Genomic DNA, 15,395 nt, shown 5'->3' on the forward strand with positions numbered 1-15,395 from the left:
AACAGGGGTTTCGCATCATCAGCAGCTACGACAACATCGGGTTTAGCTTGTTACAGGTAATCCTCTTCATCAACATTAAAGCACTGTTGATATCAAAGTGGCTACCTGATAGAACAAACCTCCCAGTACCAGTGCCGCTACCGTGGTGCCCACACCGATGAAGGCACCTATCTTCACACCAAACTCTTTGATAAGCACTCCCAGCACTGCCAGGCAGGGCATGTAGAAAAGCGCCACCAGGGAACCTGTAAACATTTGAATATAGCTTAAATCCATTTCCAACAATGGAAGCACGGCCAACTCGCGACGGATAATCCCCAAAATCAGGCCCAGTGTAGCCTCCTTCGGCAGTCCAAGCCAGCCTTCCACCAAGGGTGAAAGGACTTCTCCCACGTGAACCAGCGCACCTGTTTCTACCAAAAGAGCTGCCAGACCTACACCCATCATCATGGGCACTTCTGCTTCCATCATGAAGTGTTTGGTTCTGATTTTGATTTTTTTCACCAGCGTCTGACGATCCGGCATCAGTAAATTGGGGATTTCCAGGAGCATTGGATCACTTTTCCCGGGAATCACACGGTCAAGAACCACGCCGGTTAAGAAAATAGCAGCAAATGAGATCAGATAAATACCAATCAGCATAAAGACGGAATGATCTCCCAATAAAGCAATAAAAGCACCTGTCTGTGCAGAGCAGGGCACCGCCAATGCCACCATGGTTGCCACCATGATCCGCTCTTTTCGGCTGGTGGCTGCGCGGGTGCCCAGGATGGCCGGAATGGCACAGCCATAACCCATGATCATGGGCACGATGTTGCCTCCCTGAATACCGGCTTTCCTCATCACGCCGTCCACCATGACGCCCAGGCGGGGCAGATAGCCGCTGTCTTCCATGAATGACAACACAATATAAAACAGGAAAACATATGGAAAAATCAGGGCGAAGGGCCATTCAATTCCTTTCACCAAAATGCCGTACTCTCCCACCAGTACGTTAAAAACAACACCTTCAGTGACAAAAATGGATACAATTCGAACGAAAAAAGGCACAATCACGCCGTTGACAAGGGGTAACAAAATGGCACTGCGAAGGCCTTTTCCTCCACCTACCACAATACCCAGCGCAATCGTTAAAACAAGAAGCGCCAGCGGAATCCCCGGAAAGGGCTTCATTGACGCATCTCCCAGACGCTCCAGCCAGGTGGGGTGCCTGTGTTCAACTTGCTGCACATCCTGAATGGTTCGGCCCACCCATTGCCAACGCTCATCGTCGGTATCAGGCCATTGATTTGCATCGCCTGAATCTGGAGCACCAGCTGCTTCAGTGCTGTTTGATGCTTCCTGACTTTGACGAAAAGCATCTGCAGCTTTGATAGCAGCCTCCATTAATTGCAGCAAACCCACATTTCGTACCGCCACCGTGGGAATGACGGGGGCATTCAAGTGCTGTGAAAGCAGGTCCACATCGATGGAGATTCCCTGACGCTCTGCCACGTCTATCATATTCAGTGCATAAATAACCGGCACGACTTTATCCGGACTAACAGTACTTAAATGTTGTATTTGGAGCGCGAAAAAAATGTTTCGCTCTAAATTGGTGGCATCCAGCACCACAATGATGGCATCAACGGCTTCATTGTGTACCATATCCACCGCCACCTGCTCTGCGGGTGATGTGGCAGCTAATGAATAGGTTCCAGGCACATCAATCAGATCACCATTGCGTCCCCGATACTGCCATTTGCCACTTGTGAAACTGACAGTGGTGCCGGTATAATTGGCACTGTCCACCTCAACGCCTGTAAGCTTTGAGAAGACAACACTCTTACCCACATTGGGGTTTCCCATGAGTAGGAACCGAAAATCTCCTGACTTAGGCCCTAAAAAAGCCTGTTCTTGATGGCACTCCAACTACGCCACCTCCCGCACCATGATTTGCTCTGCAAATTCACGGGCGATGGCAACGCAACGGTTTCCTAATCGGACAACCACTGGCCCACCCATGGGCTGGCGGCTTTGGATTTCCACCGGCAATCCCATTCGAAACCCCATGGCATCCATCAGTGGAACAGCAGGAAGTGTTTCGATGATGCAGCGGCCTTTGATCTTCATTTTATACAATGACATAACAACCACTCCTGACGTTAATAGTCATTAATTATTGATAGCACTTCTCATTATCACCATTAGCATACCACTCCTGCTTTCTTTTGACAAGCATTTTTAACAGCCGCATTTTCACAAAATGGAACACCCGTCACATCTGTGACGGGTACTGTTAAGAAGCATTATGGAGTCATTCTTGTGACGCGTCTCCGTTCCTGCAGATCCCGCAGATAATGAACATCCACACTTGATTGGCGAATTACTGTTTTCGAGCGTTAAAAGGACAGCTGGTACATCCTTCCAGTTTATTCACCAGATCACTGCACGCACGGCGGGAAAACACACAGGGTATTTTCATCTGTTTGGCCTGATCTTTCACCAGTTTCGTCATATTATGCTCAATGAAATCTGTAAAAACAATGATCACATCGGTTTCTTCAGGAATTTCCATGCGGCGCATCCCTTTTTTACGCCCGGTCCAGTGCGTATATTCCTTAATTCCGAAGGATTCAAGCGCTTCGGGAATATTGCCCAGTCGATCAGCTCCAACTAATAACGCTTTCATCAGTGAAGCCCCCTTTCTTTTGATAATGATTATCATTATTATAGTATGGGTGGTTTGGTTTGTCAATGGTTTTTTGCTGCTTATTCGCCATTTTCTGAAAAAACCGATGCTTCACCCTTTTCATCACCAAAAAAACTCCGCATCCTCAGATGCAGAGCTGGCAGACGTGGTAAAAATCAGGTAAATGAGTTTCCAGTGCGGTCGATCAACTGTGTCGTGGTTGCTCCTGATCACTGGCTTAACTGACCCTGTTGTCAGCCTGTGAGTTGAGGCATACTGGAGTTATTTTATCAAATCCAGCGTTTCGCCCCACTGACTGCCATTAAAATGCCCAATGATGTCAGAACAATGGTGCCTCCCGGTGCCAAGGATGCATAGAAGGAAATAGTCAACCCAATGACCACCGACAGCAGGCCAAAGAGCAGCGAAAAGAAAAATGTTGTGCGAAAGCTTCCCCGAAGCTGCAAAGCAGTGGCCACAGGCAGTACCATGAGAGATGACACCAGTAGAATTCCAACGATTCTCATGGAAAGGGAGATGGTGATGGCGACCATGATGGTGAACAGCAGATTGATGCGTTTCACAGGAATACCTGCCAGCAGCGCTGCCGTTTCGTCAAAAGCCATGAAAAACAAACTGCGGTAAAGCATCATCACCAGAAATAGGATGGCCCCGCCTAACAGCCAGATACTCCAGACATCCTGCCGGGTCACCAAGGTCACACTGCCAAAAAGATAGCTGGATACCTGCGCACCGGCGCCCCCCAGACTGATGAGCACCGTTGCCAGACCAACACCAAATGACATCATGACCGAAAGAGACAGCTCAGCATAATGGGTATAGGTCTTTCGAAGCTGTTCAATGGCAAGAGATGCCAAAATCGTTGCCATGAGGGCGCTGTAAATGGGATAAATCCCTCCCAGCAATCCACCGGCCACGCCGGCCAGTGCCACATGGGAAAGAGTGTCACCAATGAGCGACAAGCGGCGAAGGGTGAGAAAAATACCAATGGCCGGACAAAGCACTGCTACGACAATTCCCGCCAGGAATGCCCGCTGCATAAAGCCATAGGTTAGTATTTCCGGCATGGTTGAACCTCCCTGTTGTTTACACAACCGTCTTTTTGTGGACTGATTGTTTATAATCTCGTGTTTCTGTTCAGGTCAGTGATGATGGTGCATCATCCGGGTTTTTTCACCATACATGTCTTCCAGATACTGCTCAGGTTTAAAGGTCGATGTGTCATGAACAAAAATCTGATTCCTCCCCATACAGGCGATTCGACTGGTTCGTTCACTGACCACACCGATGTCGTGGGAGACCATAATAAGGGTAATGCCCATATCCCGGTTCAGGATTTCCATCAGCTCATAAAACCGCTCCTGGGAATCCACATCCACTCCCACCAGGGGTTCATCCATAAAAATGATGCAGGGGGAGCTTACCAGCGTTCGGGCAATAAACACCCGCTGTTGCTGTCCGCCGGAAAGCTGTCCGATCCGCCGGTCTGCATAATCTGACAACCCCACAATATCCAGTGCTTCCCGTACCTTTTTGTCCAGCTTGGGCGTCATGCGCTTGAATAATCCCATCTGACTGATCAAATTGGCACTGATCATTTCATAAACAGTAGCAGGAAATCCCATATTGAATTCCCTGACATTTTGAGGAATGTAGCCAATGCGCCGCCACTCACGAAACTGATGCACTGGTTTCCCCAGCAGCATCACCTGCCCCTGTTCCGGTTTCAAAAGCCCCAGCATCAGCTTCAGCAACGTGCTTTTTGCAGATCCGTTGGGTCCCACAATGCCCATGAAGTCTCCTTCTTGAATGGACAAATTGACATCCCGCAGCAGCGGGATGTCATCATACTGAAAGCTAAGATTTTCAAGACGCACCATTTCCATGGCTACTTCACCAGCGCTTTCTCCAATGTTTTCAGATTTTCATGCATGAGTGTCACATAAGTGGCCCCTGCTTCACGCTGTTCCTGATTAAGCCCTTCAAGGTTATGGAGCATGAGGGGTTCCAACCCAGCTTCTGCCGCCAGAACTTCAGCAGTGCGTGGGTTTGCAAGTGTTTCAAAGAAGATATATTCCAGTTTATATTCCCGGGCAAGATTTGTCAATTCTGCCAGACGACCGGGGTTTGGCTCGGCATGAGGAGTAATTCCCGTAACGGCAATTTCCTCAAGCCCGTAACGATGTGCAAAGTAACCAAAAGCGGAATGGGATACCAGCATTACTTTTTGATCTGCTTCTTCAACCATCTGACGGAATCCAGCATCAAGCTCCTCAATGGCAGCTGCAAAGAGATGATAGTTCTCTTCATATGTGTCGCTGTTCGCGGGGTCAAGTTCCTGGAGAACAGCCAATAACTCTGAACCGATCGTCACCATATTAAGAGGATCAGTCCACACATGGGGGTCCCATTCACCGTGGTCGTGGTCGTGGTCGTGGTCGTGGTCATGGTCGTGGTCATGGTCGTGGTCGTGGTCATGGTCTCCGTAGGGTAACAAAGGCACCAGGTCGGCTGCCTGTATAAGACGAGTTTCATGATTCGCCAGTAGTGCCAGTGCTCCTTCCAACCAGGGTTCCATATCCAACCCATTGTAGATGAAAACCTGGGATGCCTCTAACTGAATTAAGTCCCTGGGGCTGGGTTCAAAGCTGTGAGGATCTGCTCCGTCAGGTACCATCTGATTAATCTCAACCAGTGGTCCGCCTATTTGACGGGCCAGATCTGCGTAAGGAAAAAAGCTGGCGGTTAATGTTATAACAGGTTCAATCAAGCTATCTTCAGCCATTTCTTCAGCCGCAAGCGCTTCATCCTCTTCTTCCAGTTGACCTGCCGAAGCCTCGGCTGGTGCCGGTTCTACAGAAGGTGCCGCACACCCGGCTGCAACCGTTACCATCATCGCCACCAATATCAAGGCTAACCAATGCCTCAATCGGTTAGACGCTGACTCCTTTCGATTCTCATGTTTCATCACAATGACCTCCTTTAGTTGCAATTCACTTGCATCTAATACATTGATTCCCACTATTTTGTATTTCAAACAACACATGCAAAAAAAACCTGTATTATGTCTTGTATGAATATCCAAAAAACAATTACCAATATTATTGACATTTAAATATTTTAATACTAAAATAGAATCAATCAGGAGGGATTATGATGGCTGGAACTTTTCATTTGTCAGAGATGTTATCATTGGCATTGCACAGCATGGTGTATATCGCCACTTCAGAAAGTGAATATGTGAATGTCAAACAAATCGCTCAGGCAACCGGTGCTTCAGAGGCACATTTATCAAAAGTACTGCAGCGATTGGCGAAAGGGCGCATTCTCCGCTCTGTTCGTGGTCCTAAAGGTGGCTTTTCACTGGACCGAAGCCCTCATGACATCAGTTTTTTAGAGATTTACGAAATGATTGAAGGGCCTGTTTCTCTGGAAGGATGTCCCAGCCATCGCCGGGAATGTCCCTTTGCCTACTGTATTTTCAGAGGAATGCCAGAAAAACTGAACAGTCAATTCATTGACTACCTGACCAACACCCACCTCAGTGAGTTTGTTGGTAATCGAAAACCAGGTAAAAATGGTGCAGCTCACTAGTTACTCATCTTTATCAGAATCCATTTATTGCCAGCATCACCTGCGCTGTTTCAAAGGCATTGCAGCCCGCTTCGAATCAGCGTTTTCATTTGCTTTTATTTAAGTATTGTGGTACCATAATATTGTTTGAAAGGAGCAGGTATTTTACCGCTCTTTCAATAACTGTTACCCCGTATTGATTCACTATTAAAAGGAGGCGTATCAAAATGAGTATGTTTTGCTATCAGTGTCAGGAAGCGGCCCGCAACAGCGGTTGCACCAAAGTGGGGATCTGTGGAAAACCCGCCGATGTGGCAAATCTCCAGGATCTGCTGATCTTTGTTACCAAAGGGATTTCGCTTTATCAGCAAGAGTTAAATCAACTGGGGCAAGGCGTTCCGGAAGCTGACCATTTTATGGTGGGCAGTCTGTTTGCCACCATTACCAATGCTAATTTTGACAAGCAGGTTTTTGTCAACCGCATTCAGGAGGGTCTGGCTTTGCGGGAAACCCTTAGCAATAAACTGGCTGCCGTCAGCCCTGCCACCTCTGTTCCAAATCGTGATGCAGCTGTCTGGACCGCTCACTCACTGGACGCTTTTGAAACCAAAGCATCCACTGTTGGTGTACTGGCAACTGAAAATGAAGACGTTCGTTCTCTCCGGGAATTGATCACTTATGGCTTAAAGGGGTTGGCAGCGTATGTACATCATGCGCAAAACCTATCACAGGAAAATCAGGAAATCACTGCTTTTATGCATCGTGCATTGACTCAGTTGACCAATGACAGCCTGTCGGCCGATGATCTGGTTGCTTTGACACTGGAAACTGGTAAATTTGGTGTTGATGGCATGTCTCTGCTGGATCAGGCAAATACCAGCGCTTATGGTCATCCGGAAATTACCAGTGTCAATATTGGCGTAGGCACCCGGCCAGGTATTCTCATCAGTGGTCATGACCTGAAAGATATGGAAGAGCTGCTGGAACAAACCGCCGGTACCGGTATTGATGTATACACCCACAGCGAAATGCTTCCTGCCAACTATTACCCTGCCTTTAAAAAATATGAGCATTTCATTGGAAACTATGGCGGCTCCTGGTGGCATCAGGATAAGGAGTTTGACGCTTTTAACGGACCTGTGCTGCTAACTTCCAACTGCCTGGTTCCCCCAAAAGACAGCTATAAAGACCGGGTATACACCACCAACACTGCCGGATTTGAAGGTGTTGTTCATATTGCCGATCGTCCCGAAGGCGGCCAAAAAGATTTCACCGTCCTCATGGAACATGCAAAAAAATGCCAGCCTCCAACGGAACTGGAGACCGGAACCATTGTAGGCGGCTTTGCCCACCAACAGGTGCTGGCACTGGCGGACAAAGTGGTGGATGCTGTTAAAACGGGAGCCATCAAGCAGTTCTTTGTCATGGCCGGCTGTGATGCCCGCATGAAATCACGTTCTTACTACACCGATTTTGCAGAAGCCCTTCCCCAGGATACTGTCATTCTCACCGCTGGATGCGCCAAGTTCCGCTACAACAAGTTACCCCTGGGAGATATTGGCGGCATTCCCCGGGTACTGGATGCCGGCCAGTGCAACGATTCCTATTCTCTGGCAGTGATCGCCCTCAAGTTGAAAGAGGTGTTTGGTCTGGATGATATCAACGACCTTCCCATCTCTTACAACATTGCCTGGTATGAGCAAAAAGCTGTTATTGTACTGCTGGCACTTTTGTATCTGGGCGTGAAAAACATACACCTGGGGCCCACACTGCCTGCGTTCCTGTCGCCCAATGTGGCCAAAGTCCTGGTGGACAACTTCGGCATTGCCGGAATCCAGTCTGTGGAAGAAGACATCCAGCTGTTTCTCTCTTAATCTCCATGCGCCCTAAAAGATTGTCAAAAAGCTGCACGCGACTCTGTGTGCAGCTTTTTCATTTTTAAGAGGTCGGCAACCGCACTGAAAAAGTCACCGATCTTTCAGCTATATGTCTATTGGGGAAAAATTGAGATATTCTTGCCTGTTCTATATGCAAACGGATTGCATGTGTAGTATAATGAGCAACAGAATAGATTTATCTTCATCAATCAATCTCTTGCGCAAAGGATGATGCATATGACAACCAGCACACTGGCTGGTCGCCGTGACAGTCGCAGCCTTATTATCACTCTGGCGATTCTGGCAATGGTTTTACTGATTTGGGCAGTGGTGCAGTCCGGGAGTGATCCCTTTCTGGTACAGCGTTCAACCCTTGAAAACTTCAGCACGATTTTTATCAGTATTGTACTGGAAGCTTTCCCCTTTGTTCTTTTCGGGGTGTTTGTCTCCTCACTGATTCAAATCTTTGTCACTGAAGACATGCTGGTCCGCTGGATTCCACCACAAAAGCTGCCCGCCTTGCTGGCAGCCTCCCTAATGGGCCTTTTTTTCCCTATTTGCGAATGTGCCAATGTTCCTTTGACCCGCCGCCTCATTGCCAAGGGTGTCCCCCTTCATGTGGGAATCACTTTTCTCATGTCAGTGGCCATCATGAATCCGGTGGTCATGCTGTCCACTTATTATGCCTTCAACGGCCAGTGGCACATTGCCCTGTTAAGAGGTTTTCTGGGAATGCTGGGAGCCATCATCATCGGTTATGTGGTCAGCCTGATGAAGCATCCAGAAAAAATGCTGCGTTTAGGCGGAGAAACTGCCTCATGTGACTGCGGTCATGATCATGGCCACCTGCATGATCATGACACTCATGTTCACGGTGGCGCCTGTACCCATACACAGAGTACAGAACATGACTGTGGTCATACCCACGAACCGTCTCACACCCATACCTCTCACAGTGAACCACTCTGTGGGTGTGATCATTCCCACGAGCCACCTGCTGCCGGCGGCGGCTTCAACGATCCGACACTGAACCGTTTTTTCGGACATGTGACCAACATTATTCACCACACCAGTCTGGAACTTTATGCCGTGGGACGTTTTCTCATCATGGGCGCTTTTATCTCATCTTTTGTGCAGACCTTCCTGCCACGTAATCTGCTGATGACCATCGGGGAACGCCCGGTGGTTTCCATCCTGATTCTCATGGCCCTGGCTTATGGTCTTTCTCTCTGTTCAGAGGCGGATGCCTTTATCGCCAGAACCTTTGTAGGCCAGTTTACCTCCGGTGCGGTGGTGGCCTTTATGATCTATGGTCCCATGATTGATGTGAAGAACACGTTGATGCTGCTGGATGGTTTTCAAACCCGATTTGTGGTGCGCCTCATCGCCGTCACCACTGTTGTCTGTTTCTCGTTTGCGCTCCTCATTAACCTTGTGGGATGGTAGGTGAACATATGAAAAAAATCAATTGGAACGAATGCTGCTGGTTTCTGATCTTGCTTGGTTTCAGTGTGTATCTGTATCATTTGCTGTATTCCGGCGAAATTCTGTACTTTGTGCACCCCAGAAGTGTTAAGTTTACCACTTTGACCATGCTGGCTTTCTTTGTCCTCACCATCTTTCAGGTGAAGCGGCTCTCAGACACTTCCCGGCGACCTGTCAAGTGGGGTTACTTGCTGTTCCTGCTGCCTCTCCTGACAGGTGCACTGGTGGCTCCCAAAGGAATCACCGAAGAAATTGCCGTAACCAGAGGTATTACCGTTGCCGCCCAGGATCGATCAGGGTTTTCGCTTTTTTCACCCGACACCAGCCGGCGCATCGATTATACACGGGATGAGGTGCTGGAAATCGACGATGTGTTCTTTGATGATGCCCTCAACGAAATCCGCAATGATATACCCCGTTATATTGGTCAGAAAGTGTCACTTTATGGGTTTGTTTTCCGCCAGGATCATTTTGATGAACAGACCCTTTTCATTTCCCGCCTCTTAATTGTCTGTTGTGCCGCCGACTCTCTCATAACAGGTATTTTGGCAGATTATGAAGGTGCAGATGCCTTTGAAGACTATACGTGGGTCCAGGTCACCGGTGTCATTGATCAAACTACGTATTATGACCCCTGGGTGGATAAAACCTACGAAGCTCCTGTGGTTCGGGTGGAAACCATTGAGCTTCGGGAAAAACCCGATGTCCCTTACGTCTATCCCCGCAACTATTCCGGCCCGGAACATTAGGATGGAGTTAGTCTGAATCAGGCGAAGCAGTCACTTGGCTTTCCCAACGGATTGCTTCAACGTACAGTTTCATCATATGTGCCATGGTAATGCCTTTGTGACACTTTATATCAGGCGCTGCATTGCCTTTTTCAAACATGTCTATGCAGCGCAACCAATCACCCAGCACAGATCTTTTTCCCATCAGGGCCTCTTCCACTGGTTTTGCCAGAGGCAGTTCTTCCACCAGCTGTTCAAATGGTTTTGCCAGAATACAGTCCAGCAAAGAGAAAAGTCCTGTTAGAAAATAATTCAATCTTTCGCTCGGAGAAGCCGTCTTCTGAGCCAGCAGTTCCATCATTCTTGCCCTGACAATACTCGTTCGGATCATTTCAGCATTCTCCGACATTTTTACTTCATTCAAGAGCATCAGATAAATCCATTTGCGTATTTCACCCAGCCCCATACGCACTAAGGCACCTTCCATGGAATCCACCCGATATCTGGCCCCAAACTGCATGGTATTCGCCAATCTTAAAAATTTATAGGAGCTGGAAAGATCTTTTTCAATGATGGCTGCCATCTCATGATAGCTGGGTGTTTCATCATTTAACTTCTCCAGCACCTGAAGAAGCGACGTATTAAAAGGAGCAATCTCTCTGCCTCTAAGCATAACAGGCTTGCTGAAAAAATACCCCTGAAAATAATGATACCCCAAGGAAGCGGCATGTTCAAACTCTGCCCGGGTCTCTACCCGTTCCACCAGCATTTTTTTTCCTGAAAACAAGGTTGCCAGTTGACGGTGTCCCGATTCAGAATAAGCATTATATTCCACTTTAATGATATCGGCCAGTTCCATAAGTGACCAATAATCTTCTCTAAGAACAAAATCATCCAATGCCAGAAGGTACCCTTTTTCCTTTAGCTCCCGACAAGCTTCCACCACTGTTTCATCCGGGTCCACCCGCTCAAGCACTTCAATGACCACCTGATCAGCTGGCAGCAGCAACGGAATACGCTGAACTAGTAACTCCTTTGAAAAGTTAATAAAAGCCCTTTTCCCGCTGATAATATCGTTTAAATCCATCACCAGAAAAGCATGATTAATCAGATTCGCAGTTGATTCAGTATCATCTGTTCCTTGGTAAAAGTTTTCTTCCGTGCGCCGATAAAGCAGCTCATAGGCAAACAGTTCCTGCTTACCATCAAAAATGGGTTGTCTGGCAGCGTATACATTCATTGTAACTCCTCCATCCACACACTGTCATTATTCAACTTTATCACTTCAAAAGTGCTACACTTTTGTCATTTGCAGTCATGATCAGTTTTTGTAATCATACCATAATAGAACTAGTTTAATCAGCCACACAGATAAAAACTGTCTGCGATGGGCTCTCGTTGATTGCTCAGAATAAATAGTGATCGTCCAAAAATAAAGTCTTGCACAACAACTTATACCACAACTGATCTCTGCATCCATTTTCCCATACAGCAAAAAGACCCTGGGGTCGCTGAGGCCCCAAGGGTCTTTTTGCTGTACAGCTTTTTCATCTATCCCTGTAGCAGGGTGCCGTCGGTGCCGATGGTGACTTCTCTGTAAGGCACAATGACCTGAGCTGCCAACATGGCCTGACGAACAGCACTCACAATGCCACCACAGCATGGTACCTGCATGCGCGTTACGGTAATACTTCTCGGGTTGTTGAGCCGAAATATGTCCGTTAATTTTTCCTGATAATGCTGGTTATCATCCAGTTTGGGGCATCCAATGAGGGTGATTTTTCCTTTTATAAAGTCCCTGTGGAAATCTCCGTAGGCGTAGGCAGTGCAATCAGCCGCGATAAGAATATCTGCCCCCTGAAGATATGGCGCCTGGGGATGCACCAAATTCAACTGCACCGGCCACTGAGATAGTTCAGAGGGTGCCTGATGGTGATCAACCTGCACTTGCTCATGGTTTTCTTGGGAAGATGATGTTGTTGATGTGGCATGATCACGGCGTATGGCTTTTGCTGCCATTCCGGGACATCCGCAGGGAGATCCCGGTGGTGCCACTTCTTTCACAGGGGCAGCTTCACGGGCTTCACGTTCGCTGATGCGCTGCATCACCAACGCTTCGTCATAGGGTGCCGCTTCCCTTTCAATCATCTTGATGGCACCTGTGGGACATTCGGGCAAACAGTCGCCCAGCCCATCACAATAAACGTCACTAATCAGGCGCGCTTTTCCGTCAACCATTTCGATGGCACCTTCATGACAGGCAGTAACACACAGTTTGCAGCCATTACACAGCGTCTCATTGATCTCAATAATTCTTCGATTCATTGGATAACCTCCGTATTCACCATTTTCTATTATTGTAGTATTTCAATACCTGTTTGTCAATATTAATTTTCTTTTCATGATTCGTCCTCCTCGCGAGGACGTTTGAATTATTTTATGAGACTTTCCTTCATCTTCGTTTCTTGTATTCATTGATATTACTTAATCGAATAATGCTATTGCCATTTTCGATGCATATCAGATGCTTTGACAAGTGGACGCAAGCTGATTATACTCAAAGTAGACCTACCTGTACACGCTTATAAGTATCTTTGACAATAAAATGCAAACGTTTCCGGAATGGCATGGTTTACCTGTCAACCCAATTAACGTTTGTACCACGGGCAATTAATCAGGTGCGTGATATGAATGACCCAGACAGCACGAAGAAAAAAGAAGGGATGATGCTATGATGAAAGCACTGGTAAAGAAACAACGGGAGCCTGGTCTCTGGCTTGAGGATGTTCCAAAACCCGAAGTTGGCAAAAATGATGTTTTGATCAAGATCAAGCGCACTTCTGTGTGCGGTACTGATGTGCATATTTACCAATGGGATGACTGGTCACAAAAAACCATTCCCGTTCCTATGACCATTGGACATGAATTTGTGGGTGAAGTGGTGGCCATTGGTGAAAATGTTCATGATGTTCAACTCGGAGAGTTGGTCTCAGGTGAAGGGCATGTTGTCTGCGGCCGTTGCCGAAACTGCCTGGCAGGCAGACGTCATCTGTGCAACAGTACCAGTGGTGTGGGAGTTAACCGCCCGGGTGCTTTTGCCGAATATCTGGCTATTCCCGTTACCAACGTGTGGCACTGCGACCCTGCCATCGACATGGATATTCTCAGCTGCTTTGACCCACTGGGAAATGCGGTACACACAGCTCTCAGCTTTGATTTGCTGGGCGAAGATGTCCTCATCACAGGTGCCGGCCCCATTGGCATCATGGCCGCTGCCGTGGCTCGCCATGCCGGTGCCCGCCATGTGGTGATCACCGATGTGAATGATTACCGGCTTGAGCTGGCTCAAAAAATGGGAGTCAGCCGGGCAGTCAATGTGCGTACCACCCAACTGAAAGATGTGATGGATTCTTTGGGCATGAAAGAAGGCTTTGATGTGGGCCTCGAAATGTCAGGGAACGCTTCGGCTTTTCAGGATATGATTCAAAACATGTGCCATGGCGGTAAAATCGCAGTGCTGGGAATCCAGCAGCCGGAAACTTTCATTGACTGGAACACCATTGTCTTCAACGGACTCACACTCAAGGGTATCTACGGCCGAGAAATGTATGAAACCTGGTATAAAATGACAGCCATGATTCAGTCCGGGCTGGATATTTCCCAGGTCATCACCCATAAATTCCATTATACCGATTACGAAAAGGCATTTGAACTGATGGCGTCCGGCCATTCAGGAAAAATCGTACTCAACTGGGAAGAATAGCCGACACGGTTGCTTCTTCCCCCAGAAAGGATGAGTCTTATGTTCGCACCAGCTACTCAACAGCATTACTCCCAGCTTCTTGACGGAATTCGCCGCCAGGGGCTCTGGAAAACCGAAAGGGTACTTTCAGGGGCACAAAATTCACGAATCAACACCACTTCAGAAACTGATGTAATCAACCTCTGTGCCAATAACTACCTGGGCCTCTCCAGTCATCCACGAGTGGTGGCCGCTGCCAGAGAGAGCTATGACCAGTGGGGCTATGGGCTGTCATCAGTACGGTTTATCTGTGGCACCCAATCGGTTCATAAAGAGCTGGAAGCAGGGCTGTCCCAGTTCCTGGGAACAGACGATACCATTCTCTACTCTTCCTGCTTTGATGCTAATGGCGGCCTTTTTGAAACCCTGCTTTCTGAGAAAGACACCATCATCAGCGATGAGCTGAATCATGCCAGTATCATTGATGGTATGCGGTTGTGTAAAGCCAAAAAACTCATTTACAAGAATAACAATCTTGAAGACCTGGAAAACAAACTGAAGGAACGACAGCCTGGGGGCATCACCCTCATTGCCACCGACGGTGTTTTTTCAATGGATGGCATCATTGCCAACCTCAAGGGAATCTGTGATTTGGCAGATGCCTATGGTGCTCTGGTGATGGTGGACGACAGCCATGCCGTTGGTTTTATGGGAAAAACCGGCCGTGGAACCCATGAGCACTGCGGTGTCATGGACAGAGTGGATCTCATTACCGGCACCTTGGGCAAGGCCCTGGGAGGTGCCAGCGGCGGGTACACCAGCGGACGAAAAGCCTTGATTGACCTTCTGCGGCAGAGGAGCCGCCCGTATCTGTTCTCCAATACACTGGCCCCAGCCATAGCAGCGGCATCACTGGAGGTTCTGAAAATGCTTTCAGAATCCACCGAGTACCGTGACCGAGTGCATGAAAACACTGTTTATTTTCGTAAACAGCTCACCGATATAGGTTATACCATTATTCCCGGAGAACACCCCATTGTTCCCGTTATGCTGGGGGATGCGGTGCTGGCACAAGCAATGGCAGAAGATCTTTTAAAGCGTGGCCTGTATGTGGTTGGTTTCTTTTATCCGGTGGTGCCCGAGGGGAAAGCCCGTATTCGCACCCAGGTTTCAGCAGCCCACAGCCGGGAAGACCTTGACCAGGCACTGGATGCTTTTCGAGGCGCCTATGAACATTTTGAAGCATTGAAGCAGTGATAACACCGGTAAAACCGGTGATTCACACAATACATCTATTA

General features: G+C 48.0%; 14 protein-coding genes. 6 read left to right on the forward strand and 8 right to left on the reverse strand.

Translation table 11 applies throughout. The features are described 5' to 3' along the window. Positions 1-75: 75 nt before the first annotated feature. The 6 genes from AAIG11_RS12275 to AAIG11_RS12300 form a co-directional block, all read right to left on the reverse strand. A complete protein-coding gene (locus AAIG11_RS12275; RefSeq protein WP_343186532.1) occupies positions 76-1,911 on the reverse strand; it encodes a FeoB small GTPase domain-containing protein in 1,836 nt (611 codons plus the stop codon). Next, on the reverse strand, positions 1,912-2,127 hold the full coding sequence (locus AAIG11_RS12280) for a FeoA family protein (RefSeq protein ID WP_343186533.1): 216 nt from the start codon (positions 2,125-2,127) through the stop codon (positions 1,912-1,914). A gap of 238 nt (positions 2,128-2,365) precedes the next feature. Beyond that, positions 2,366-2,671 carry a DUF2325 domain-containing protein gene (locus AAIG11_RS12285; RefSeq protein WP_343186534.1) on the reverse strand — a complete coding sequence of 102 codons (306 nt, stop codon included), beginning with the start codon at positions 2,669-2,671 and terminating at the stop codon, positions 2,366-2,368. Positions 2,672-2,961: 290 nt separating this feature from the next. Beyond that, positions 2,962-3,759 carry a metal ABC transporter permease gene (locus AAIG11_RS12290; RefSeq protein WP_343186535.1) on the reverse strand — a complete coding sequence of 266 codons (798 nt, stop codon included), beginning with the start codon at positions 3,757-3,759 and terminating at the stop codon, positions 2,962-2,964. 75 nt (positions 3,760-3,834) lie between these two features. Then, complete coding sequence (locus tag AAIG11_RS12295) at positions 3,835-4,578, reverse strand: metal ABC transporter ATP-binding protein (RefSeq protein WP_343186536.1); 744 nt, start codon at positions 4,576-4,578, stop codon at positions 3,835-3,837. 2 nt (positions 4,579-4,580) lie between these two features. Beyond that, positions 4,581-5,660, reverse strand: a complete 1,080-nt coding sequence (locus AAIG11_RS12300) for a metal ABC transporter solute-binding protein, Zn/Mn family (RefSeq protein ID WP_343186537.1) — start codon at positions 5,658-5,660, stop codon at positions 4,581-4,583. Positions 5,661-5,848: 188 nt separating this feature from the next. Between AAIG11_RS12300 and AAIG11_RS12305 the strand changes: the two genes are divergently transcribed. The 4 genes from AAIG11_RS12305 (at position 5,849) to AAIG11_RS12320 (ending at position 10,376) form a co-directional block, all read left to right on the forward strand. Next, positions 5,849-6,286, forward strand: coding sequence for an RrF2 family transcriptional regulator (locus AAIG11_RS12305; RefSeq protein WP_343186538.1), 438 nt, complete (start codon positions 5,849-5,851; stop codon positions 6,284-6,286). A gap of 206 nt (positions 6,287-6,492) precedes the next feature. Then, positions 6,493-8,139, forward strand: a complete 1,647-nt coding sequence (gene hcp, locus AAIG11_RS12310; RefSeq protein ID WP_343186539.1) for a hydroxylamine reductase — start codon at positions 6,493-6,495, stop codon at positions 8,137-8,139. A gap of 240 nt (positions 8,140-8,379) precedes the next feature. Beyond that, entirely contained in the window at positions 8,380-9,588 is a 1,209-nt protein-coding gene (locus AAIG11_RS12315; protein ID WP_343186540.1) for a permease, read from the forward strand. A gap of 8 nt (positions 9,589-9,596) precedes the next feature. Further along, complete coding sequence (locus AAIG11_RS12320) at positions 9,597-10,376, forward strand: TIGR03943 family putative permease subunit (RefSeq protein WP_343186541.1); 780 nt, start codon at positions 9,597-9,599, stop codon at positions 10,374-10,376. A gap of 7 nt (positions 10,377-10,383) precedes the next feature. Here AAIG11_RS12320 and AAIG11_RS12325 read toward each other — a convergent pair whose 3' ends face one another. Both AAIG11_RS12325 and AAIG11_RS12330 read right to left on the reverse strand, forming a co-directional pair. Further along, positions 10,384-11,595 carry an EAL and HDOD domain-containing protein gene (locus tag AAIG11_RS12325; RefSeq protein WP_343186542.1) on the reverse strand — a complete coding sequence of 404 codons (1,212 nt, stop codon included), beginning with the start codon at positions 11,593-11,595 and terminating at the stop codon, positions 10,384-10,386. Positions 11,596-11,906: 311 nt separating this feature from the next. Further along, complete coding sequence (locus AAIG11_RS12330) at positions 11,907-12,680, reverse strand: ATP-binding protein (RefSeq protein WP_343186543.1); 774 nt, start codon at positions 12,678-12,680, stop codon at positions 11,907-11,909. A gap of 409 nt (positions 12,681-13,089) precedes the next feature. Between AAIG11_RS12330 and tdh the strand changes: the two genes are divergently transcribed. Both tdh and AAIG11_RS12340 read left to right on the forward strand, forming a co-directional pair. Next, the gene (tdh, locus tag AAIG11_RS12335; protein WP_343186544.1) at positions 13,090-14,118 is read left to right on the forward strand and encodes an L-threonine 3-dehydrogenase; all 1,029 of its coding nucleotides are present in this window, start codon (positions 13,090-13,092) and stop codon (positions 14,116-14,118) included. A gap of 39 nt (positions 14,119-14,157) precedes the next feature. Beyond that, complete coding sequence (locus AAIG11_RS12340; RefSeq protein WP_343186545.1) at positions 14,158-15,354, forward strand: glycine C-acetyltransferase; 1,197 nt, start codon at positions 14,158-14,160, stop codon at positions 15,352-15,354. Positions 15,355-15,395 lie beyond the last annotated feature (41 nt).

The sequence above is a fragment of the Anoxynatronum sibiricum genome, assembly GCF_039414295.1.
Taxonomy (GTDB): domain Bacteria; phylum Bacillota; class Clostridia; order Peptostreptococcales; family Tindalliaceae; genus Anoxynatronum; species Anoxynatronum sibiricum.